Raw genomic sequence first — 23,759 nt, forward strand, 5'->3', positions numbered from 1 at the left:
TAAAACTTGAGGTGATGAGGATGCTTTCGAAACATCATTCTATTCAACGAGATCAACTTGAAATGATTACACATGCTCCCCATTCATCTTTCAATAAAAACCCGAACAAAAAAGCCCTTCTCGTTTGAGATGGCCTTTCGTTATGCTGTTCCAGCACACTCGCTTAACTATTAAATCGCACATCTTGATGCTAGTGGATTCTTGATGGTTCGCATGCATGTTTGTATGGAAGTTTAAACAAATTATCCATAACAGCATTAACACAATCTTCACAATAATAATTGACGAACTCTCTACCTTGTTCAAAAATTGGTGTCATCGTATCTATGTCAGCCCATTTAAAACAGTAAATACACATTTGCCTCATGATATATCACTCCTTTTCCACGCGGAAATAATTTGGTAATATCCAAAAGAAGAATATGTGCCACTTGCCGACATTATTCAAGAAACGTTTGTGAACCCCGACTGTAAAATTAAGGTAGATAGGGGATTAAATGCTATAAACCGATATCATTTATATACCACTCAACCTGAGTATTAAACCTCCCCCATAAATATTATTCGTTGCCCCTCAATCTTTTCCACCAAGACTTTTTCCATTTTGAAGTTCACCCATGGTTCGAAATAACGCAATCAATCTTTTTTCACTGAAAAATTCCTTTATCCACTAGCTGCACCTTTTGTTACATAAGAAAAAAGAGCTGCCAAAGCAACTCTTTTTTGAAGTAAAATACCTGTTTCAACTTCATGGACGGTATTACAAATGACTATTTCTTTTGTCACTTTCCATCACTGCCAGTTCGTGTGGAAAACCCCTGCTAAATCACGTCGTTCATAGGTATGCGCACCAAAATAATCACGTTGTGCTTGCAAAAGGTTAGCATTTGAGATGCCTGTTCGATAACTATCGTAATAAGTAAGTGAAGAGCCTAAACATGGAAACGAGATGCCGGAATTTATTCCCTCACAGACTACCTTTCGCAATCCCGCCTGGTACTTTGCTACCTTTTCAGCGAAATATGGTGAAATCAATAAATTGGCCAGATTTGGCTGCTCTTGATAGGCTTCGCTAATGACGTTTAAAAATTCTGCCCGAATGATGCAGCCGCCGCGGAAAATAAGCGCAATATCCTTCAAAGGCAAATCCCAGCCGTTAAGTTCAGAACTCATTTTATATTGAGTGAAACCTTGCGCGTATGCACAAACCTTTCCCATATATAATGCTTGCCTAATATAGTCAATCCACTCATTTTTATCTAATTTTTGCTGAACGTTCTCAGGCCCTGTTAGAATGTTTTCCGCATGAACCCGTTCTTCTTTTAGAGCGGAAATGTAGCGCGCAAACAAAGACTCTGTAATGATCGATGCTGGTATTCCGTTATCAATCGCTTGCATGCTGGTCCATTTTCCTGTGCCTTTTTGCCCTGCTTTATCGAGAATCACATCGATCAATGGTAAGCCCGTTACTTCATCTTTTTTCCTTAAGATTTCGGCCGTGATTTCGATTAAATAACTTTTCAGTTCGCCTTGATTCCATGTTTCAAAGATGTCAGCAATTTCATTAACCTCTAAATGCAATTTTTCTCTTAAAAATGTATATGCTTCGGCGATTAATTGCATATCTGCATACTCAATCCCGTTATGTACCATTTTCACAAAATGACCTGCCCCTTTTGGACCGATATAGGTACAGCAAGGAGCATCATTTACTTTGGCTGCGATTTTTGTCAGGATTGGAGCTACTTTTTCATAGGCGTCCTTATCTCCTCCTGGCATGATTGAAGGTCCTTTTAACGCACCGACTTCCCCACCGGAAATACCAATTCCTACATAACTGAATCCTTTAGATTTCAATTCATCATATCTGCGTTCAGTATCTTCGTAATGGGAGTTACCGCCGTCCATGATAATATCGCCTGATTCAAGATGAGGCAGTAATGAAGTGATCACCGAGTCGATCGCTTTACCCGCTGTCACCATCAGAAAAATCTTTCTTGGCGTTTCCAGAGACTGAACGAAATCTTGGATTTCGTAATACGGATGGATTGACTGACCGTCCAATTCAGCAACAAGCTGATCCGTTAAATCTCTTGTGTAATTATAGACAGCTACTTTTTCTCCTTTATTAGCCATATTTAACGCGATATTACTGCCCATTACCCCTAAACCAATGACACCAATTGTATTGAACATTATTTCTGCTCCTTCTTATGTAAGAATAATAGGCAGTAAATCCCTGCCATAAGTCGGGGATTTACTGCCGGGAAAGCCTATACAAATAAGCTTAGTAATAGAATGAATCCTAATCCAGCCACTGATATGATCGTCTCAAGCAAAGTCCATGTTGCGAATGTTTCTTTCATGCTTAAGCCAAAATACTCTTTAAACATCCAGAAACCAGCATCGTTAACGTGTGAAGCGATTAAACTTCCCGCTCCTGTAGCAAGTACGACCAGAGCAAGGTTAACGTCCGTCTGACCTAACATCGGAATAACCAAACCAGCTGTCGTCAAGGCAGCAACTGTAGCAGATCCCAATGAAATACGCAGGATTGCCGCGATGATCCAGGCAAGCAGGATTGGTGATAATGATGTTCCTTTGAATAATTCAGCTACATAGTCACCTACACCGCCATCGATCAATACTTGTTTGAAGGCTCCTCCGCCCCCAATGATCAAGAGCATCATTCCGATATGCAGGATCGCTGATGTACAAGATTCCATAATATCCTTCATTGGAATCTTTCTTGCCACTCCCATTGAATAGACCGCAAATAATAAGGAAAGCAACATGGAAGTACCGGCTTCACCAATAAAACGGATAGCGGCCAGTAAACCATTATCTTCAAATCCCATCGTTTTTTGCATCAAAGTGATGATTGTAGCAATTGACATTAATATAACCGGAAGTAATGCAGTAAATACACTGATTCCAAATCCAGGTGTTTCTTCAAGTTTAAAAGATTTTTGTTCCCCTAATGAGGCAATGCTGCCTGTTTTCGTAAATGATTCAGGTACTAATCTTTTCGCTATCTTCGTAAATACTGGTCCAGCTAAAATAACGGTTGGAACTGCAATGATGAAGCCGTAAAGTAAAACTTGACCAATGTCTGCGCCATATTCACCAGCGATGACGGTTGGTCCTGGGTGCGGCGGTAAGAAACCGTGTGTTACGGATAATGCCGCCACCATTGGAATGCCAAGATACAATATCGAAACTTTTAATTCTCTTGAAATCGCAAATACGATTGGAATCAATAATACTAATCCCACTTCAAAAAATAATGCGATACCGATAATGAATGATGCTGCCACGACTGCCCATTGAATATTCTTTTCACCGAATTTCTTAACAAGGGTCATGGCAATGCGTTGCGCTCCGCCCGAATCTGCGATCAACTTACCTAACATCGCCCCAAGTCCAAAGATTAACGCTAAGTGGCCGAGTGTTCCGCCTAATCCAGCTTCAATGGTTTTGACAATTCCGTCAAGCGGCATCCCAAGTGCTAAAGCCACTCCAAACGATACAATGATCAAGGAAATAAAGGTGTTTAATTTTAAGCCCATTATTAAAATTAATAAAGCGACAATTCCTAAAGCGACAATGACTAATGGCATTGTAATCCCCCCATGTCTTTACTTTGCAGCATTTATTAAGTTTCTTTGGTAATTCGCAATCTGTGTATATTCGTTTTCCAATACCCTTGATAGGTTAATGAAAATCGGCAGCAGCTGCCTGTATTCATTTACAGAATCAGCTTTCGGTGTGTGCTTGTGGGTATTGCCTATCATTTCAGAAACCACTTCGAAGGAATCAATTTCCCCAGTTGCATATAACCCTAATATACAAGCACCAAGGCACGAACTTTCGTAGCTTTCTGGAACCACGACTTCCGATTCGAAGATATCGGACATCATTTGTCGCCAAACATCCGACCTTGCGAATCCTCCCGTAGCTTGAATTCGGGTCACGGGACCGTCCATGCATTCGGTTAAGGCCAAAAATACGGTGTATAAATTGTAAATGACTCCCTCTAGCGCCGCTCGAATCATATGTTCTTTCTTATGCGACAGCGTTAATCCGAAAAATGAACCCCTTACGTCCGGATTCCATAATGGTGCACGTTCACCTGCAAGATATGGATGGAATAACAATCCATCAGCGCCCGGTCTTACCCGTTCGGCAATCTTGGTCAAGACTTCATAAGCGTCGATTCCGAGTCTTTTAGCTGTTTCCACCTCGGAAGAAGCAAATTCATCGCGAATCCAGCGAAGGACCATCCCCCCATTGTTTACCGGCCCGCCAATCACCCAATGCTTTTCCGTTAAGGCATAGCAAAAGATTCTTCCTTTTTCGTCTGTTTTCGGTTCGTCAATAATTGTCCGAATCGCACCGCTTGTCCCGATCGTGACAGCGATTTCACCTTTCCGGATAGCGTTTACACCTAGATTTGAAAGGACACCATCACTTGCCCCAATGACAAATGGTGTTTGTGGGTCAATCCCGATCTGTTTGGCTAAATCCGCGTCACAGTTGTTAAAGGTCTTTGTTGTTGGTACGAGTTCAGATAATTGATCACGCGTTACTCCAGCAATTCTTAGGGCTTCCTCATCCCAATCCAAGTTTTTGAGATTCAACATGCCCATGGATGAAGCAAGGGAATAATCGACAACGTATTGATCAAAGAACTTTTTAAAGATATATTCTTTAATCCCGATATACTTTTTAACATTGGTTGCGATCTCCGGGTGATCATTCACGATCCAGGTAATCTTGGATAATGGTGACATCGGGTGAATCGGTGTTCCGGTTCGCTTGTAAACTTCATGCCCATCTAATTCATCCTTTATTTTATGGGCCCAAGCTTCACTGCGATTATCTGCCCAAGTGATGCAAGAGGTTAGCGGCTGGTCGTTTTCATCCATAGCTATAACACTATGCATCGCACTGCTAAATGAAATAAATGATGGTTTTTTATCTGGATGCTGCTTCGTTATATTTGAAAAGGCTTTCAGAACAGCCTGGAAAATCTCCTCAGGGTCTTGTTCCGCCGTTGTCATATCCGGTGTGTAAAGAGGATAGCCAATATTCTCTTGCTGGATGACATCGCCTTTTTTCGTGAATAATACAGCTTTTGTACTTGTTGTACCGATGTCTACTCCTAACATATAGCTAGTCATTTTCTTGTTCGACTCCTTTTGAAAGCATCTGTTGAGCCATCCATAAGTCTTCAACTTTTCCTTGAACATCATCAAAGTTTTCATGTAACGACTTAATCATGATGTCTCGATCTTTTGTTTTGATCGCATCAATATACAGCTGATGATTATTTATGATCCGTGTAAAGTCTTCATACTTTTCTTTAAAACGGCTGCGCATGGATAGAAGAATCAAACTTTCCATTACAGGTTTTAAATTATCCCAGATCATCAGGATGTAGGAATGATCGATGGAGCGAATGATCGTTTCGTGGAATAGAACATCCTGATAGGAAAACTCATCCGCATCCAGGTATTTTATGGACACTTTCATCATTCCCAATATTTTACTAAGTTCCATTACTAATTCATTCGTGTTCATCCTCACTAGACGTTCAAATACAAACGTTTCAATGAGAATACGTACATCATAAATTTCTGCATACTTTTTTTCTGTTAAACCAATGACAACCGCACCCATTCTTTCTAATCGGATGATATTTTCAGAGGCCAGTATTTTTAACGCTTCACGAACGGGTGAGCGGCTTACGCCGAAATCAGCAGCTAATTTATTTTCAGAAAGGATGGCACCGCTTTCAATCATCCCCGAAATAATACGCATTCTAAGCTCGGATGTAACGCGATCGCCAGCTGAAGCTTTTGAAAGCCATTTTACAGGATAAAGAAATTCCTTTGATTCAGCCATAAATTCACCTTCTTATAGAGTTCAAGTACACTTGTATACAAGTATTTTATAATAATCATAATAAATAATGCAAGCTTTTTGAATTCAACCGGGTTCTTGCCAATATACTCCAAGTTTGTTGGGAGTTTAGAAGGTTCTGGGGCAAAATAACTTATAAATGAATACCTGGTATTATTTTTTTCACTGCATTCCCACCAAGCGCTTCACTCCTTTTCCAGAAATTTTTTAAAGCCTTCCCTCTGATACATCAAAAGAGATGTAGGTTCCTTCAACTCGAGGTTTAATACTGCTTTTCATAGACTCCATCTCATAAACAATCAACTGACCAGTCTATTTATTGAAGCTTTTCAATGCCCCCATTTTTATCTCACTAAAAAAAGCTTGGACCTACGGTCTTAGCTTCTTCCGTTGCCCCTCGGGATCAAAGCATCCGTGTTAACCTATTACTTAAATTATTTTAATTCTTAAAATTTATTATTTTTAGAAAATTGTAAATTTAAATCTTGATATTTAGCTTCCCTATGATAATATTAAATCATCAAATCACATACAGGATACCAAATCATATATGTGATTTAAAGGAGAGTAAACAAATGTCCGTTAAATCTGCAGAAAGAGTTTTAAGAGTGTTTGAATTATTAAGCCAGAATCAGCATGGTTTAACAATCAAGGAAATTAGTGAATCCTTATCTTTTCCACAAAGCAGTACTTCTGGTCTCATTAGAACGTTGTTAAATGAAGGGTATCTCTCTCTCGATTCCTTTAATAAATATAAGTTAGGACCAAAGCTGATTCAAATTGGCAGCGCTGCCATGGATTCGTTGGATATTTCCTCACAAGGGATGCCTTATTTAAAAAAATTGATGGAGGATGTTCAAGAAACGGTGTTCATGGCCGTGTTATCAGAGAATGAACTGGTATATGTTGCGAAAATTGATAACAACCGTTCTATTCGTACTACTGCACAGCCTGGAAGTCAAAAACCCTTATATTGCACAGGTCTCGGAAAGGCTTTTTTGGCCTTTTTACCTCAGCAACAAAGGACTACTATCCTGGATAATCTTGAATTACGCCCTATCACCGAGCATACCATCACAGACAAAAAGAGGCTTGAGCAGCAGCTAACATTGTTTAATGAGCTTGGTTATTCAATAGATGATGAGGAAAATGAAGATGGTTTATTTTGCCTTGCCGCTCCGATTTACGGAAGCAACCATACCATTCAAGCAGCCGTCAGTGTTGCAGGTCCAAAGGATAGGATGATTAAGCAAAAGGATTTTATCGTAGAAAAATTGATTACCACGGCAAAAGACATTGCAACCAGTATTGGAAATGCAGGGAATAGTCAGTTTTAATGAAACGAGGTGTTCATATGGATGTTGTAAGTTTAGGGGAAACGATGATCATATTTTCTGCTGAAGAAACAGGTCAATTACGATACAACCGGAATTTCACTTCGAGAGTTGCCGGTGCTGAAACAAATACACTTATTGGATTAGCGAAACTTGGCTATCAAACGGGATGGATGAGCAGAGTAGGCAAGGATGAGCTTGGAAAACGTATCCTTTCAAAAATACGGGGGGAAGGCGTAGACACTTCTTTTGTAAAAGAAGATGAAAGCGCACCCACGGGTTTGTTTTTAAGAGAAAGAACGACTATCAATAGTTCAAGAGTCTTCTATTACCGAAATCAATCTGCTGCCAGTAAAATGGTCCCTGCAGATATGGAAGAAAGCTATTTAGCCAAAGCAAAATTCCTATATCTTACTGGAATAACACCTGCACTTAGTGATTCTTGTAAAAACACCGTTTTACATGCAATAGAGCTTGCCAAGAAAAATGGTCAAAAAATCGTATTTGACCCCAATGTACGGAAGACGCTTCTTGATGATAAAACTGGGAGAGAAACGTTATTGGAAATAGCAGCAAAGTCCGATATCATTCTTCCAGGAATCTCGGAAGGATACTACTTATTCAAGTCAACAGATTGTGAAGAGATAGCGAAAGAATGTAAACAATTAGGTGCCGAAATGGCAATAGTGAAACTGGGAGAAAAGGGAGCATACTATTCCACTTCTGATACTTCTGGTTATGTTCAGCCTTATCAAGTCGAAAGGGTAATCGATCCCATTGGAGCTGGCGATGGATTCGCTGCCGGCGTATTATCGGGAATATTGGATGAAATCCCCATTCACGAAGCGGTAAAACGTGGTTGTGCGATAGGAGCAATTGTTACATCTGTAGATGGTGACATTGAAGGGCTTCCAGATAAAGAAACACTTGAAGAATATATGAACCTAACCAATAAAGAGGATGTAATCCGTTAAAGGAGTGTTCAGAATGAATACGCTTACTCAAATTTTTGAAAATAAAATCATATCCATTGTCCGAGGGGCAATGCCAGAGGATACATTAAAAATTGCAAAGGCCTTACGGGATGGTGGTGTCAGATTAATTGAGATCACTCTTAACTCCCCTAATGCACTAGAATCTATTGAACTAATTTCTCAAGAGCTTGGCGAGGAAATGGTGGTGGGTGCTGGTACGGTATTAGACCCTGAAACAGCCCGGGCAGCCCTACTCGCAGGTTCAAAATTCATCTTATCTCCAACCGTACATCTAGAAACCATTAAAATGACGAAAAGATATGGTGCAGTTAGTATACCAGGGGCTTTCACCCCTACGGAAATTCTAACAGCATATGAAAATGGAGGAGATATTATCAAGGTTTTCCCGGCAAGTGTCGGTCCCAATTATTTTAAAGATATTCGGGGTCCGTTATCTCATATCCCTCTTTTACCTACAGGGGGAGTTACTTTAGACAATATAACCGAGTTCCAAAAAGCTGGAGTTGTTGGTTTCGGAATTGGCAGCTCGCTTGTCGACGCAAAACAGGAAGTAAACGAAAAGTATTTAGCGGCATTGACGCAAAAAGCTAAATCATTTGTTTCTGCTATTCGATCTTAAAATCATAGATGTCTATCAATCACCGCAAAAACTACTAGGGAGAGATTAACAATGAAAATTAAAAGCTATGAATTATTCCAAGTACCACCTCGTTGGTTATTTTTAAAAATTGAAACAGATGAAGGCATTGTTGGCTGGGGAGAACCCGTAATTGAGGGAAAAGCGGCAACTGTAAAAGCTGCAGTTGATGAATTAATGGAAAATCTAATTGGTAAAGATCCACTTAATATTGAAGACCATTGGAATCTCATGTACAGAGCAGGATTCTATCGTGGAGGCCCAATCTTAATGAGTGCGATTTCCGGGATTGATCAAGCTCTTTGGGATATCAAAGGGAAATATTATAACGCCCCGGTCCACCAGCTACTTGGAGGAAAAGCCAGAGATTCTATTAAGGTTTATTCTTGGATTGGCGGAGACCGCCCTTCCGATGTTGGTGAAGCAGCTAAGGAAGTTGTATCTAAGGGATTCACAGCGGTTAAAATGAATGGGACTGAAGAACTACAATATGTTGACTCTTATGAAAAAATCGATCAGGTGATGGAGCGAATTGCTGCTGTACGTGAATCGGTAGGCCCACATATTGGAATCGGAATTGACTTTCACGGAAGGGTCCATAAACCAATGGCCAAAATCCTTGTAAAAGAGCTGGAAGCATACAGACCGATGTTCATTGAAGAACCTGTATTACCAGAGAATAATGAAGCTTTGCGGGATATTGTGAATCATACTGCGATTCCGATTGCAACCGGTGAAAGAATGTACTCTAAGTGGGATTTTAAAAAGCTGCTGACAGATGGATATGCTGATATTATTCAGCCTGACTTATCGCACGCTGGGGGAATAACAGAATGTAAGAAAATCATCTCGATGGCTGAGGCTTTTGATGTGGCAGCCGCTCCTCATTGTCCATTAGGACCGATTGCTTTGGCAGCCTGTCTACAAGTGGATGCTACTTGCCATAACGCATTTATCCAAGAACAAAGCCTAGGCATTCATTATAACCAAGGTAGTGATTTGCTGGATTACATAGTTGATAATCAAGTGTTCAAATACGAGGAAGGCTATGTGAAAATTCCGGATGGGGCAGGACTGGGAATTGAGATAAATGAGGACCATGTGAGAAAAATGACGGAGATTGGTCATAATTGGAGAAACCCTGTTTGGAGACACAAGGACGGTAGTATCGCGGAGTGGTAAAAGAAAATCCCAAATGAAAAAGGTGAGTACAGTGAATAAGAAAATGACAAAAGTTCGTTACGGAATTGTAATGATGCTATTTTTCACCGTAATTATTAACTACATGGATCGAAGCAATATTTCCATAGCAGCACCTTTTATTTCAAAAGAACTAGGATTGGATTCCGTAAGTATGGGGTTAATCTTTTCTGCGTTCGGCTGGACTTATTGTGCTTTGCAGATTCCAGGCGGGTGGATTTTAGAAAAACTAGGGAACCGCAGAACTCACGCATACGGAATTGCGGGATTTTCCATCGCAACGCTTCTACAGGGATTTGCAAGCGGGTTTTCAGGATTTTTCTTGTTACGGGTCGGACTTGGAGCGTTCGAAGCTCCTGCCTTCCCGACCAACAGTAAGGTTGCGGCAAGCTGGTTTCCAGAAAATGAACGAGCAAGAGCCATCTCCATCTACACATCCGGTCAATTTGTAGGCCTGGCTTTCTTAACTCCAACATTAGTGTTTCTCCAGCAGTCCGTAGGCTGGCGTGGGCTTTTTATTATAACAGGGATCATAGGGGTGGCTTGGTCCATTTTATGGTATGTTTTATATAGAGATCCACAGCATAGTAAGAGCATAAACAAGGCTGAAATGGATTATATCAAAAAAGGTGGAGCTATCATTGAATCTTCTTCTCGAAATGATGATTCACCTGTTAGAAAAATAGGTAAAAAAGATTTCTTGGCTGTTCTGACAAGCAGAAAACTATGGGGAATATATATAGGACAGTTTGCAGTAGCCTCCACATTATGGTTTTTCTTAACATGGTTCCCTACTTACCTTGTTGAATACAGAGGCTTAACATTCATTAAGTCTGGTCTTCTGGCTTCCTTACCATTCTTAGCGGCATTTGTCGGAGTTTTACTAGCAGGCTTCCTATCCGATTTCCTTGTTAAAAAAGGAGTATCGGCAGATATTGCAAGGAAAGTTCCTGTAATATCAGGATTATTGCTTTCCACTTCAATCATTGGAGCGAATTTCGTTGACAATACTAATCTAGTTATTTTATTCATGTGTATCGCCTTTTTTGGAAACGGTTTCGCTTCAATCACCTGGGTGTTTGTTTCATTGCTTGCCCCAAAAAGGCTGATTGGGATTGCTGGAGGTACCTTCAACTTCATTGGTGGTACAGCATCCATCATTATACCGATTGTGATTGGCTTCCTGGCAAAGGGCGGTGATTTTGCTCCTGCACTTACCTTTATTGCTTGTATAACCTTTGCTGGAGCCCTGTCCTACATTTTCTTGGTTGGCAAAATCGAAAGGGTTCAGGATTATGTGGATTTTGATTTAACGAATGATAACAAGTTATCAAGCTAATGATGAATGCGTAGAATACCTAAACAAACAACAAAGCAGTGCACCCGAAAATTGGGATCACTGCTTTGTTGTTTGTCAGATAAGCTAAATAATATAGAAGCTAAATGCAGTAATTATTGCTAAGACTAGCTTTTTGCAAAAATCCGATAAGGAGTATTATGTAAAACGAATCACCATCAATTTTTTCCATTTCCACAACCGTTATCCCACAGTATTAATGAAAAAACCGGCCTCATTTGGTAATGATTTTCACCAATGCATTAACTTCATTAATAGTAAGCTCTACGTTATGCTCGATAAAGGAATCCTCTTTTGCAACATGTATATAAGTTTTTAAAAAAACTCCATAGATATCAAATTTACTCAATAAGCGTTCTAATTTTGTCGATATCCGCTCAGAATTTGTAGTTATTTCTCGGGAAATTGTTGAAATTTGAATGTGACATATCGTTTGTCAGGTAGATGCTCATTTCACACGTAGCTGCAAGTTTATTGGGTTAATAATCCAGCTCTCTTTTAATTGAATGAGAACATGGGTTAATGCGAGTTGAGAAGGATAAGAACTTTTACTCAAAAACAAGAGTCATCCTTACTAGAGTTCCTCCAGAACAGGGATTGATCGGTACTTTTTTTGTTTCATATCGCTGGACGATATAACTTGCAAATGAATTTTTTTCATATGTATCGGGTATCGCTATCTGTGTTTCATTCGATCCTTCTAATCTTTCTTTTTGTTGATATACAAGGTCTTTAGCTGTATCGTCTAGGGGTTTGTCCGTATCGCGTAGCGCTATAAGCGCTACGATGTCAGATTGAACAAAGATACGTCGATCTCCATCCTTCAAAAACTCATATCCATTCCGCTCCAAGATTTGACCATACTTTCGAACAGTGGGAGTTGCAATCCCCACTTCTTCTGCCACTTTCTTGGAAGAGAAAGCTCGTTCATTCAGTTGTATACCACGTCGCATATCGGGCCTTTTTTCTATAACTCGTTGTATCTGTAGTCTACCTGACCTAAAATTTTGTGTTTAGATAAGTATAACCTATCCTGAAGTTGTTAGGGATAGCGATAAGATTTCCTTTTCCATTCTTCTGTTTCCATATAGGATTAGATCATCTATTCGCTTACCTTCCTTTTCTTGCATAGACCCTATCTACAAGATACGACACCTCAACTTTGGCTTAACCATACGCGATTGGCTAATACCAGCTTGATGTTACCTATTATGGTCTGCTATGTCCAAATATCCCATTTAATTGTGGCTTCGTTACCATTTTCATACACATTTTCTGTTTATCATCGAGTCAAATGTTTTTCGCCCCTTTGCACCAGCACCGCTAATTTGAACAGTTAGTAAAATGAAGCTTTTTACTAAAGAATCAAGGAAACACGCGTCTACTTAGTTTTAGTTAAATGTATTTTAATTTCATTGCCAACTTCAAGATTGCAATCTTGACGATCCATAACTGGAGTTTGAGTTAAATCAAACTCCTTTCATGATACCTTAACTCCTTTTATTAATTCGTCTTTTTAATTTCATAGGCTCAGCTAATTCAATGCCCCAAGGCACTTTTTGCATACCATGTACCTTTTAGTCAACCAACTCTTCCACTCTATGTCCACTTATGTAATAATTTGTATATGACAAATTGACAATCACTGTTAAATCAATGGTTGCACATCGTTTAACATATTTAAAGTAGTTTTAAGTTATCTCTGTTCGAGGCAAATTAGACTAATCGATTTTTACAAACCAAAAACCAGTCAAGAACACGAAAGTTTTAGGGTGTATAAACTCTGAACCTTAAGACAAAAATGATACTTGAAAGGTTGGGAGATTATATTAAAGAGCAGATAATGGCGATGTTTTCACTTAAAGTAGGCGTCCAGTAGAGGAAACGCTACTACGGCTATTCTGGCTGCAATCCTAGGGGGAAAAAAAATGAATACCGAACAAAGAATACTTCGCGTCTCCATTGGCGTTACTATCTTCGTTGCTTGCTTTGGGATCATTTTCGGCCTGCTATCAGGGTCGTTCTCTATCACCTTTGATGGGTTCTATTCTCTGACCGATGCAATCATGAGCGTCTTGGCGCTCATTGTCTCAAAGTTGATTACCTCGTCCACTGCACCGAATAGGCAGAATGGTAAATTGAGTGAACGCTTCACAATGGGATTTTGGCACTTGGAGCCAATCGTCCTTGGTCTCAACGGTGTCATGCTCATGGGGGCGGCCGTTTATGCGTTGATTAATGCAATTGGTAGTCTTCTGACGGGCGGCCGCAATCTCGAGTTCGGTTTCGCCATCGTCTATGCCGTTGTGACGATGATCGCTTGCTGTTCCATGGCGATTTTCGAAACACGCTTAAACAAGACACTTAGCTCGGATTTTGTTGCCCTTGACGCTAAGGCCTGGATGATGACCGGTGGCATAACCGCTGCGCTCTTGATCGCGTTTTGCATCGGATACGCTTTTGAAGGAACGAATTTGGAATGGCTTACACCCTATATTGATCCGGCAGTACTTGTACTGATCTGTTTGGTAATTATTCCGCTGCCGATTTCAACGGTAAAGCGGGCCTTGGCGGATGTCCTGCTGATCACCCCTCAATCACTCAAGCAGCATGTGGACGAGGTCGCACAGGACTTTGTGAAGCGCTACGACTTCGTTTCTTACCGAGCTTACGTCGCAAAGGTTGGCCGGGGAAAACAAATTGAACTATACTTTATTGTGCCTGGCGGGTGGCCGGCTAAATGCCTTGAAGAGTGGGACGCAATCCGTGATGAAATCGGTAATGCCATCGGCGAGGAAAGTACTGATCGATGGTTAACAATTGTGTTCACGACCGATGTTGAATGGGCGGACTAAAAACAAGGTAGTAAGCAGGCTCGTACGGCGGCAGTATGTTTGTTTAAAGAGCCACGGACCTCATGTGCATTAGGGGTAACCACCAGCAAAAACGCGTCTCTTTTTAAACTAACTGCCCCGATAGTTGCATAAAAAATGCTGCCTTAAAGACTGCTTCAATCATCGGCTAACGCATTACAGAATCGCACCAAATACTTGAATAAACATTTTACTTATCTTAGCTGTAACATGTTTAGTTTTTTTCTAATTTATGCTCCATCTTTCTATTAATATAGGGATGTCAAAAAAACAAAAATAAAGGTAGAGCTAAAGATAATCCAACGGTAATATGAGATAAAAGACAAATCCATATTTATAAATACCAAGAAAACTGTACATGAGATTAAAAAATCAACTGCAAAAAAGGCCGATATCGTGTTAGTGAATAATAATTCCATTTATAAACCTAAATCAAGTCCATTATCCTCTTTAAAAACCTAGACATGAGTAGAATAGCTGGGTTTCTTTATTATATACGTCCAAGCACTAAGTTATTTCGTGCAGCTTCTACTACTTCGGTGGTAATCGATGTAAGTAAGGGTGATTGATTTCGAGGATGCTTAAAATGCTTTTGAGCTTTTATCTTTCCTCGTTAATAAATCATTCTTTGTCAGTAAGGTATTTAATTTTTCTGAACTTAGGAGCATTGCTACAACAAAAACAGCAATACAAAATGGAAAGATTCCTATTGTTGAATGTGATGCAATGAAGCCAAGAAGAGGTGGTATGAAAGTACTACCTGTATAAGCAACAGCCATTTGATAACCCATAATTGTCTGGGAATGCTTCTTCCCAAAACGTGTTGGAGTTTCATGCAACATACACGGAAATATCGGTGCTAATCCTAGTCCAACCATAATAAAACCTACAAGCGAAAAAGTGGAAGGCAATGGTAGGAATAGAAGCGTGGCACCAGCTAATGCTATTATTTGCCCCATCCGAATGAGAGTACGGTTACTCATTTTAAAGGTAATGAAGCCTGTAATAAATCTCCCCATTGTTATCCCTGCGTAATATAAGGAAACCCATTGTGCAGCAACCGATACGGGTAACTCCTTGACATTTACCAGAAAGCTACTTCCCCAAAGACCCACTGTTGATTCAACCCCACAATAAAACAAGAAGGAGATCAGAGCCAGTTTAACTCCTTTAATTTGTAAAGGTTTTACATGTTTAGCATCTTCATTATAAAATACACCTTTTGAATCTTCCTGCGCTTCATTTATTGTTATATTGCTTTCCTTTTTCACTCTATTCCATAAGGGCAAAGTGAAGAGAAGGATTACAGTTAACATGAACTGAATTCCAGAGATTGCAAGATATCCATTTCTCCAAGAATTTTGTTCTGAGATAAACTGAGCCATAATGATAGGACCAAAAGTAGCTCCGACTCCCCAAAAACAATGTAACCAACTCATATGGTGTGCCTTATACTGTGTAGCAACATAATCGTTTAATCCTGCATCAACAGATCCTGCACCTAATCCAAGTGGTATGGCACATACAATTAACCAAACAAGCGATGGAGCAAAATGAAATCCCAACAAAGCACCAGCAGTCAGTAAGCAACTGACAAATGTGACATTGCCAGTTCCAAACCGTTTAAGTACCATTCCGCTAGCTAAACTGGAAATAATTGTACCACCAGCTATCGTCATAAAAAGTAATCCAGCAGTCTCAAGCGGGGCTCCATAGTCCAACTGCATCACAGGCCACGCTACCCCCAACAATGAATCAGGTAAGCCTAAGCTAATAAAAGCTAAATAAATGATGACTAAAAGGAATGTTGTCATATTCAAACCTCGCCTTTAATTATTTGGTACTCAATTGCACTTTCCAATTTATTTTACTTGCTTGTTCCATTCATCATGAGATCAGGCCCAAGACTTTGTAATCCATATAAACAATCCACACATTGAAGATGTTCTGACGGGAGATATTTTGAGCTACCTATAGCAATTTTGTCTAATATTCCTTTATCAACTTCATCGTTACAAAAAATGGTGGAATGCGGGTTAATGATAGCTACAAACGAGGCCACACCTGCTAATGCATCAATCTCATAATGCTCACAGATAGTTACTTTTTAGGTCCACTCGATTTTCCGAAACTTTCATAAAGTTCTAATAATCATACTGGGACGAACCAAACCTTGTCCTTATAAATAATGAACACAGTAAGGGATTTTAAAACTCTTTACAAAATTTCTTTCTCCCCCCTCTTTGTTGTGTCCCGTTGAGTAGAAATAAAATTTAATACATGGCGTTTTCCGGGTGCTTCCTGAATAGCCCCTTTTACGGAAGCAGTCAGTGCTCCACTTGCATTTGCAAAAGTAAGTAATCGTTGATGATTTTCACTCACTCTTTCACATAGATTTTCATTAGTTACTTCAAGTGAAACTAGTTCGGATAAGAAACCTCCGATAAATGCATCACCTGCCCCTGTTGTATCCGAAACAATTACTTTAAATCCTTTGTCTTCATATACCTCTCCATTTTTCAAATAAATATTTGCGCCATCGCTACCTTTTGTATATACGACCACTTTCACGTTACCGACAAAAAGGGATTCAATCGCTTCTTTTTCCGTATGAATGTTTGTTATAAAATATAATTCTTCATCAGATACTTTTACAATATCCGCTAGAGGCAAGAAGTTTAGTATGGTACTCCGACAGCTTTCTTCATCTGGCCATAAAGGAAGCCTGACATTAGGGTCAAAACTTACAATTCCACCTATTTTATTAAATCTGTCTATCACTTTTATATGGGTTTGTTTCATTGGACTTTCAACTAAATCCACTGAGCAAAAGTGAAGAAGATCTCCTTGATTAAACCACTCTGACTTCACCTCATCTGGTGAAAGTAATAAATCAGCTGCATTCTTTCGGTAAAAATTAAAACTTCTTTCTCCGAAATTATCTACAGATACAAATGCTAATCCAGTTTCACCTTCATCGCTTCGAATAATATAGGAAGTGTCAACATCATTTCCTCGAAGCAAATCCTCTAAATAATCACCAAAATTATCATTAGCTATCTTGGTCAGCATGACGGAATTCACACCATATTTTGCAATTGCAATCGCAACGTTCATAGGAGCTCCACCGGCAACACGTTCAAAACCAGTAACCTCTTTTAAAGATTTTTCTTTTTGAATAGGAATAAAATCAATTAATGTCTCACCAATACAAAAAACTTTTTTCAATGTTTTCACCCCTAAACAAGGAACAAGTGTGTAGACACTTGTTCCTTGCTATTTTATTTCCAGATGTCTTGAAGGTTCCAATAGGTTATTTCCTTGACTTTTACATCACCCTTCTCAGCAAATAACTCAATTCCTAGTCTATCTTCATTCGGATAGATACGACTTGTCATGGTCGTTTGTCCATCATTCGCAAAGATTTCAATGGAAGATCGATCAATAAATACACGCAGGGAAAGCTCTTTATTTGTCTCAAGCATCGTGCTTCTAACACCATCTTCCACTTTTCCTGACTTGGAGCAATCAAGTGTTAGTTGTTGTTTATCTAAGTGATACGTTAATACTGTTTCTTCTTTGTTAACTCCACGAATCTTTAGACCTACAGATTGAGCGCTACAATTAATTAAATCAAACACTGCTTTCACTTCAAGTAAATCCTCTTTCGTTTCTATCAAATAGCTTTCAGAAATGGATTGATTTGTACACTCAATGTGTTCAGAATCCCGTAATAAGATTAATTCCTCAACAGGATTCATTAAAATCTTGTTATGATCCCCTAGCGTTATTTCACGTGGTAATGTTAAGGCTCCACACCATCCATCAGCTTTAGTTGGCATGTTTGACTCCCACATATCCATCCAACCAATCGCAATTCGACGCCCCTTATCATCTAACAGTGTTTGAACTGCATAAAAATCATGTCCATTATCCAGTTCGGTAAATGATCCGTGAACAAACTCGTTTGTTTCGTAATTATAATCTCCAACCAAATAACCTGTTTGGAATAGATTATTATATAAATCTCCATTTGATTTAATACCTTGAGGAGAGATCATTAAAATATATTTTCCATCTAATTCAAAGAAGTCCGGGCATTCCCACATATATCCAAGGGATCCATCACTTTGCGCAAGAACGCCAATGTATTCCCAATTCAGTAGATCAGAAGAACGGTATAAAATAACTCTTCCGACATTCTCCTTCGTCGAATTTCCTAAAACCATGTACCAGGTATCATTGTGCCTCCACACCTTTGGATCACGGAAGTGATGTGCACTATCTACTGGTGGTTTAGCAATAACCGGATTTTCTCCCACTTTCTCAAATGATATTCCATCCGTACTGACCGCAATATTTTGATTTTGATAGAAGTGGTCTTTTTCCTTGTCTGTATAGTGATGTCCTGTATAGATCAGGGTTAGTTCACCATCATTATCAACGGCACTTCCTGAGAAACACCCATCTGTATCACAAGCATCCCCGGGAGCTAAAGCAACAGGCAAGTGCTCCCAATGAACGAGATCTTTACTTTTAACATGGCCCCAATGCATAGGTCCCCAATTTGCATCATATGGATGGCATTGATAAAAGGCATGATATTCCCCTTTATACTGCGCGAAACCGTTCGGGTCATTCATCCAGTTAGCTGGAGCCATGATATGGTAACCTAATCGATAACGATCATTTATTTTTTTCTTGGCTTTCTTCAGTGCCTCTTCAGCCTGTTTAATTTTATTAATTGTTAACATCTTAACATCCTCCTATATTATCTTTCGTAACCTTTCCAGATTGCGATTTAAGCCTTTTCTTTTTTTAGAACCTTTTAAAGTAAAAATTGAAATAATGGTAAAACAAAACACCATGATTCCCATGATGAGATAGGTATTACGAAATCCTACACTGTCATATAATCCACCTGCAAGTGGTGAAAGAATAGAAGCACCAACCTGAGATGCAAATTGGAAACCAACTAGATAAAGCACAGAAGATAGACGGGTATCGAAATTTGCTGCTAAATATTTAAAAATAGCAATTAGCATAATAGGCAGTTCTAGGGCGTGAATTAATTTCATCGAAGAAATTCCGATTGGCCCAACAACAATTCCAGAACCGATGATTCGGAAGGCCATTAAAAATCCTGCTAGAATTAAACTATTCTTTACACCAAACTTATTTACGATAAACGGAGCAAGAAACATCATTCCGGCCTCTAAAAATACTTGGAACGAGTTTAGATATCCGAATACTTGATTGCCTAACGATTCAGTCGGAAATAATGAGGCGTAATAAAGAGGGAATTGCTGATCATAAACACTGTAGACGCATGTCACCCCAATAATGTACATCATGAAAAACCAGAAATCTTTTAATAAAAAAAGTTGTCCAACGTCTCTTAATTTAATAGAATCGGCTCTATTCATCTCTTGATCCGTCATTTCTATTTTCACAGACATAATAATGGCCACTAATATGATCGCTGAAACAGATGCAACCCAGAAATTGATATTTGGGTTAATATTAAACAGCTGTCCTGCAAAAAATGTAGCTGCCGCCCACCCTAGAGATCCCCACATTCTCGATTTTCCATATTCGAAATCATATTTACGGCTAATCTTCTCAATATATGATTCAATAGCTCCAATACCAGCTAGAAAAGCAACGGCTAAATAGATTCCTCCAACAATCGCGCCCCAAAAGACATTGTGTTTTAATAATGGTCCATAGACGAAAATATAAAATGGTCCTACAAATACGAGTAGCAAACTAATGAAAGATAATATTTTTTTCTTTAAACCTATTTTGTCAGATATATAACCATATAGTGGCTGCATACATAAGGCGAAGATAGCGTTTACAGAAAAGATAATACCTGTAGCTGCCCCACTTAAATTTATTTCTTGTCCTAACCAAATGGAAAATAAAGAGTAACTTGAAGACCAAGTAAAAAAGAAAAAGAAAAAATACGCACTTAACTTCCAATACAGAATTTTTGAAACTTCCAATTTAATTGCTCCTTTTACTAGACATGTGAAAAGAAATGTTGACGATATGAAAAAGAAGAATCAGAAATGTGAATTTAAGTCCATACATGGTTGTTAATGATGATACACTCTCTATTTAATGCCTGTACCTGAACCACCAATCCCCTCTAAAATATAACGTTGAGCCACAATATAGATAATAATCAATGGAACGGTGGATATCGTCAGAACAGCCATGACTTGGTTAGTATAAACCGGATCTGTACTATTAATTGCTGTAATCGCTACTTGGATCGGAAATTTCGACTTGTCTGTCAAGACCATCAGAGGCCAGATGTAGTCATTCCAACTTCCGATAAAAGCCAATGTCCCAACAGTGGCAACCGCCGGTTTGGACATCGGTAGCATGATCCGCCAGAATACTTGCCATGTATTTGCCCCATCCAATTTAGCCGATTCAATAATCTCTTTTGGAATAGCCATAAAAAAGTTCCGGAACAAATAGATATTGAATGCCCCTGCCAACGCTGGCAAAATAACCGCAAGACGTGTATCCACTAATCCAATGCTATGAATAATGGTAAATTGAGAGATTAAGATGGTTTCAAATGGCACGATCAAAATAGCCAATAAAAGTCCAAACAGCACTTTTTTTCCACTAAAATTAAGTTTGGCAAATGCATAGCCCGCCATCCCATTGATAATTATGGAACCAACTGCTACACACAAACCATAAAACAAACTGTTGCCTATATAACCTAGTAAATGAAACCGTAACAGAACTTGCTTATAGGATACAAACCAGTCTGATGGATGAAATGATGGCAGGAAAGCCTTAATGTTACTCATATCGTTATAAATTTCCGCTTCTGGTTTCATCGAGGATGCGACCATCCAAAACAGCGGAAAAATAAATAGCACCGCGAGCAAAACCAGGCATATGTATTCTAAAATTGTTAGAGGCCCGAATTTCCGTCTCATCAATCTTCATCCTCCTTCACCAGTTTACGCTGCGTAATCGTAACCAATCCGATAATCGTCCCAAACAAGAGAGCAATTGAACTGGCATAACCAACCATACGGTCCGTAAAACCAGTTTGATAAATATAATAGACAACCGTCATGGTGGAATTCACTGGTCCGCCTTGCGTCATAACCATTGGTTGAACCAACAGCTTGAATGCACCAATTAATGTGGTAATAAATATAAAAATTGAAGTTGGTTTCAACAAAGGTAACGTAATGTACATGAAACGTTGCCATTTATTTATTCCGTCTAACTGTGCCGCCTCATAAACATCACCGGGGATATTCTGCAGTCCTGCTAGAAAAATCAGCATCTGAAAGCCAGCTCCTTGCCAAGCTGAAACCACGACAATTGTAAATATCGCCTGCTTGGGACTTGTCAAAAACGGTTGCGCTGAAATGCCGAAGTATGTGAGTACGTTATTAATAATCCCTTCATTTGGATTCAACAAATACAACCATAGAACAGAGATAACGACAAGTGACATGACAACTGGACTAAAGTAAGCTACTTTAAAAAACGTGTTTGCTTTACGTTGTTTATTTAACAGGAGGGCAAGCCCAAGAGCTGCCCCTATCTGTAACGGAATCACCCAAACGACAAATTCCAGTGTGTTCACCAAGCTTTTCAGAAAAATTGGGTCTTGGAATAGATTGATGAAATTGTCCAATCCGACAAATTTACGCATATCTGGTGTCAATAAATAGTAATCCGTAAACGAATAATAGACTGACATAATAGACGGAATAACAAGGAACATCGATAAAAGTAACAACGCCGGTCCCAAAAACGTATATGCTACTACATTTTCTTTCCACCGAGTTTTATTCTTGGTTCTTTCCTCTGGTCTCAGAAATGTATAGACACCCCTATTTTCTTTCCATCCAATTTTACTCATAGCTCCTCCTTCTAATTGGCCTTATCGATAGCTGATTGCATTTCTTTCGCATGTGTATCCAATACTTTTTGGATATCTTTATTCTGATCATAGAAGCTGATGTCATCGATTGTTTGTTGGAAAGCACGCGTTACTTGCGGATAAGCCGGTGTAACGGGTCTTGCGTGTCCTGTTTCTTTCAATTGTTTCAAGAAGACATTCATTTGATCTGAGAACTCTTTTGCCATCACTTTTTCAGAAGAGTATCGGACTGGCAGTGCTGCAATCGTACGGCTCAGTTCCACATTCGAATCTTTGTTTGTCATCCAATCGACTAATTTTGCAGCCCATTCTTTATTTTCGGACGTTTGTGTCATCGCAAATTGCCAACTACCTGAAGGAGAAACTAGTTTCTTTGTCTTTGGTGATACAGGATATGGGATAACGCCATAATCTACCTTTTGGTAGTTTGTTTTCATATCAGTTACAGTCCATACTCCACTAATCTTCATTGGATATTTTTCCGTTTCAAACGCTTGTTTGACTGGTGTTCGTGTCGTATAACCTTCTTTCAACATAGTTTGAATAAATGTCAACGCTTCAACAGTAGGTTTTTTATTGAAGACACCTTCTGCCTTCTTTCCATCTTTCGAGATGATATCCCCATCAGCTGACCAGACAAACGGAGTTAGCGCATACGTCAACATTTCGTCTTTCGACTGTAATTGCATATCAATAGCTGGTTTGTCGTATTTATCTTTCAACGTTTTACAAAGAGCAAGGAATTGGTCCCATGTCCATGGATTATCAACTGTTGGCAGCGTATTCAAATCGACGCCCGCCTCTTGTAACATCCTTTTATTGTAGTAAATCCCAACAGATGATTCACTAACACCAATTGCATACAGCTTGTCTTTATAAGTTCCTTGTTGCTTAATACTTGGCAGCAAATCCTCTTGATCTTTTACATACTCATCCAATGGTGCAATGACACCAGATTTCGCGTAAGCAGCTGTATTGGGTCCGTCCAAAGTAATAACATCCGGCAACGTGCTGGTTGTAAGGGCCGCGTTTACTTTGTCTTCATAACCACCGCCATTTCCGCTACGTGGAATAAATTCAATTTTAGCTTTGATATTGTCAGGAGCATACTTCTTATTGAAGGCTTCTACCCGTTTTTTATACACTTTTCCTTCTTCATTTTCATCAGATATGTGCACCCACATCGTAATCGTCTTTTTACCATCACTATTTACGCTTTCGCTTTTGCTGCAGCCCACCGCAGCAAACATCAGTAATAAAGATATACTTACAAGTAGCCATTTCTTCATACCTTTCACTCCCTCCTCATATCTTTTAAAAAACTTATAAAAGCGCTTTCAACAGTAGTTTATGTCAACCGGTTACATATGTCAACCGGTTGACAGTCATTTTTTTGAAAAGTCAGAAATTAAATTCATGTAAGTCTCTACTCTTGCACCTAGTAGTGCTTTTCTCTAAAATAGGTGCGTGATCAGACTAATCTGAAATTATTTTATTATAGGGTT

General features: G+C 39.2%; 20 protein-coding genes. 6 read left to right on the plus strand and 14 right to left on the minus strand.

Features of this window, described 5'->3' with window-relative positions; all coding sequences use genetic code 11:
• Window positions 1–663: 663 nt before the first annotated feature.
• The 5 genes from A6755_RS28050 to A6755_RS25075 form a co-directional block, all read right to left on the minus strand.
• Entirely contained in the window at window positions 664–786 is a 123-nt protein-coding gene (locus A6755_RS28050) for a hypothetical protein (RefSeq protein WP_262871041.1), read from the minus strand.
• Window positions 787–792: 6 nt separating this feature from the next.
• The gene (gnd, locus tag A6755_RS25060) at window positions 793–2,196 is read right to left on the minus strand and encodes a decarboxylating NADP(+)-dependent phosphogluconate dehydrogenase (protein ID WP_034306198.1); all 1,404 of its coding nucleotides are present in this window, start codon (window positions 2,194–2,196) and stop codon (window positions 793–795) included.
• Between the two features lie 77 nt (window positions 2,197–2,273).
• A complete protein-coding gene (locus A6755_RS25065; RefSeq protein ID WP_063592314.1) occupies window positions 2,274–3,620 on the minus strand; it encodes a GntP family permease in 1,347 nt (448 codons plus the stop codon).
• A gap of 18 nt (window positions 3,621–3,638) precedes the next feature.
• Window positions 3,639–5,183, minus strand: a complete 1,545-nt coding sequence (gene gntK, locus A6755_RS25070; RefSeq protein WP_063592315.1) for a gluconokinase — start codon at window positions 5,181–5,183, stop codon at window positions 3,639–3,641.
• Entirely contained in the window at window positions 5,176–5,907 is a 732-nt protein-coding gene (locus A6755_RS25075) for a GntR family transcriptional regulator (protein WP_063592316.1), read from the minus strand. Before A6755_RS25075 ends, gntK begins: the two co-directional genes overlap by 8 nt.
• 593 nt (window positions 5,908–6,500) lie before the next feature.
• Here A6755_RS25075 and A6755_RS25080 point away from each other — a divergent pair.
• Genes A6755_RS25080 through A6755_RS25100 form a run of 5 tightly spaced genes read left to right on the plus strand, consistent with a single transcriptional unit; the run spans window position 6,501 to window position 11,430 of the window.
• Window positions 6,501–7,262, plus strand: coding sequence for an IclR family transcriptional regulator (locus A6755_RS25080; RefSeq protein ID WP_063592317.1), 762 nt, complete (start codon window positions 6,501–6,503; stop codon window positions 7,260–7,262).
• 17 nt (window positions 7,263–7,279) lie between these two features.
• The gene (locus A6755_RS25085; RefSeq protein ID WP_063592685.1) at window positions 7,280–8,233 is read left to right on the plus strand and encodes a sugar kinase; all 954 of its coding nucleotides are present in this window, start codon (window positions 7,280–7,282) and stop codon (window positions 8,231–8,233) included.
• A 13-nt stretch (window positions 8,234–8,246) separates the two neighbouring features.
• Window positions 8,247–8,873, plus strand: a complete 627-nt coding sequence (locus A6755_RS25090; protein ID WP_063592318.1) for a bifunctional 4-hydroxy-2-oxoglutarate aldolase/2-dehydro-3-deoxy-phosphogluconate aldolase — start codon at window positions 8,247–8,249, stop codon at window positions 8,871–8,873.
• A 51-nt stretch (window positions 8,874–8,924) separates the two neighbouring features.
• Window positions 8,925–10,073 (plus strand): galactonate dehydratase, encoded by a 1,149-nt coding sequence (gene dgoD, locus A6755_RS25095; protein WP_063592319.1) that lies wholly within the window; start codon window positions 8,925–8,927, stop codon window positions 10,071–10,073.
• A gap of 31 nt (window positions 10,074–10,104) precedes the next feature.
• Window positions 10,105–11,430 (plus strand): MFS transporter, encoded by a 1,326-nt coding sequence (locus A6755_RS25100; RefSeq protein WP_231688433.1) that lies wholly within the window; start codon window positions 10,105–10,107, stop codon window positions 11,428–11,430.
• A 566-nt stretch (window positions 11,431–11,996) separates the two neighbouring features.
• On the opposite strand, the gene A6755_RS25105 is transcribed toward A6755_RS25100, so the two are convergent.
• The gene (locus A6755_RS25105; protein WP_244889715.1) at window positions 11,997–12,401 is read right to left on the minus strand and encodes a hypothetical protein; all 405 of its coding nucleotides are present in this window, start codon (window positions 12,399–12,401) and stop codon (window positions 11,997–11,999) included.
• Window positions 12,402–13,376: 975 nt separating this feature from the next.
• Between A6755_RS25105 and A6755_RS25110 the strand changes: the two genes are divergently transcribed.
• Window positions 13,377–14,303: a cation diffusion facilitator family transporter gene (locus A6755_RS25110; protein ID WP_063592320.1), complete on the plus strand. Its 927-nt coding sequence runs from the start codon at window positions 13,377–13,379 to the stop codon at window positions 14,301–14,303.
• A gap of 266 nt (window positions 14,304–14,569) precedes the next feature.
• Here A6755_RS25110 and A6755_RS28405 read toward each other — a convergent pair whose 3' ends face one another.
• From A6755_RS28405 to A6755_RS25145, 8 genes are all read right to left on the minus strand, one after another.
• Complete coding sequence (locus A6755_RS28405) at window positions 14,570–14,740, minus strand: DUF2834 domain-containing protein (RefSeq protein ID WP_377307432.1); 171 nt, start codon at window positions 14,738–14,740, stop codon at window positions 14,570–14,572.
• Between the two features lie 162 nt (window positions 14,741–14,902).
• The gene (locus A6755_RS25115; RefSeq protein WP_063592321.1) at window positions 14,903–16,135 is read right to left on the minus strand and encodes an MFS transporter; all 1,233 of its coding nucleotides are present in this window, start codon (window positions 16,133–16,135) and stop codon (window positions 14,903–14,905) included.
• Between the two features lie 403 nt (window positions 16,136–16,538).
• The gene (locus A6755_RS25120) at window positions 16,539–17,549 is read right to left on the minus strand and encodes a carbohydrate kinase family protein (RefSeq protein WP_063592322.1); all 1,011 of its coding nucleotides are present in this window, start codon (window positions 17,547–17,549) and stop codon (window positions 16,539–16,541) included.
• A 53-nt stretch (window positions 17,550–17,602) separates the two neighbouring features.
• Entirely contained in the window at window positions 17,603–19,066 is a 1,464-nt protein-coding gene (locus A6755_RS25125) for a glycoside hydrolase family 32 protein (RefSeq protein ID WP_063592686.1), read from the minus strand.
• 21 nt (window positions 19,067–19,087) lie between these two features.
• Window positions 19,088–20,329 (minus strand): MFS transporter, encoded by a 1,242-nt coding sequence (locus tag A6755_RS25130; protein ID WP_063592323.1) that lies wholly within the window; start codon window positions 20,327–20,329, stop codon window positions 19,088–19,090.
• A gap of 111 nt (window positions 20,330–20,440) precedes the next feature.
• Complete coding sequence (locus tag A6755_RS25135) at window positions 20,441–21,289, minus strand: carbohydrate ABC transporter permease (RefSeq protein ID WP_034306216.1); 849 nt, start codon at window positions 21,287–21,289, stop codon at window positions 20,441–20,443.
• Window positions 21,289–22,233: a carbohydrate ABC transporter permease gene (locus A6755_RS25140; RefSeq protein ID WP_063592324.1), complete on the minus strand. Its 945-nt coding sequence runs from the start codon at window positions 22,231–22,233 to the stop codon at window positions 21,289–21,291. The genes A6755_RS25135 and A6755_RS25140 overlap by 1 nt, the downstream gene beginning before the upstream one ends.
• A gap of 11 nt (window positions 22,234–22,244) precedes the next feature.
• The gene (locus A6755_RS25145) at window positions 22,245–23,543 is read right to left on the minus strand and encodes an ABC transporter substrate-binding protein (protein ID WP_063592325.1); all 1,299 of its coding nucleotides are present in this window, start codon (window positions 23,541–23,543) and stop codon (window positions 22,245–22,247) included.
• Between the last annotated feature and the right edge of the window lie 216 nt (window positions 23,544–23,759).

The organism is Peribacillus frigoritolerans (genome assembly GCF_001636405.1).
GTDB classification, from domain to species: domain Bacteria; phylum Bacillota; class Bacilli; order Bacillales; family DSM-1321; genus Peribacillus; species Peribacillus frigoritolerans.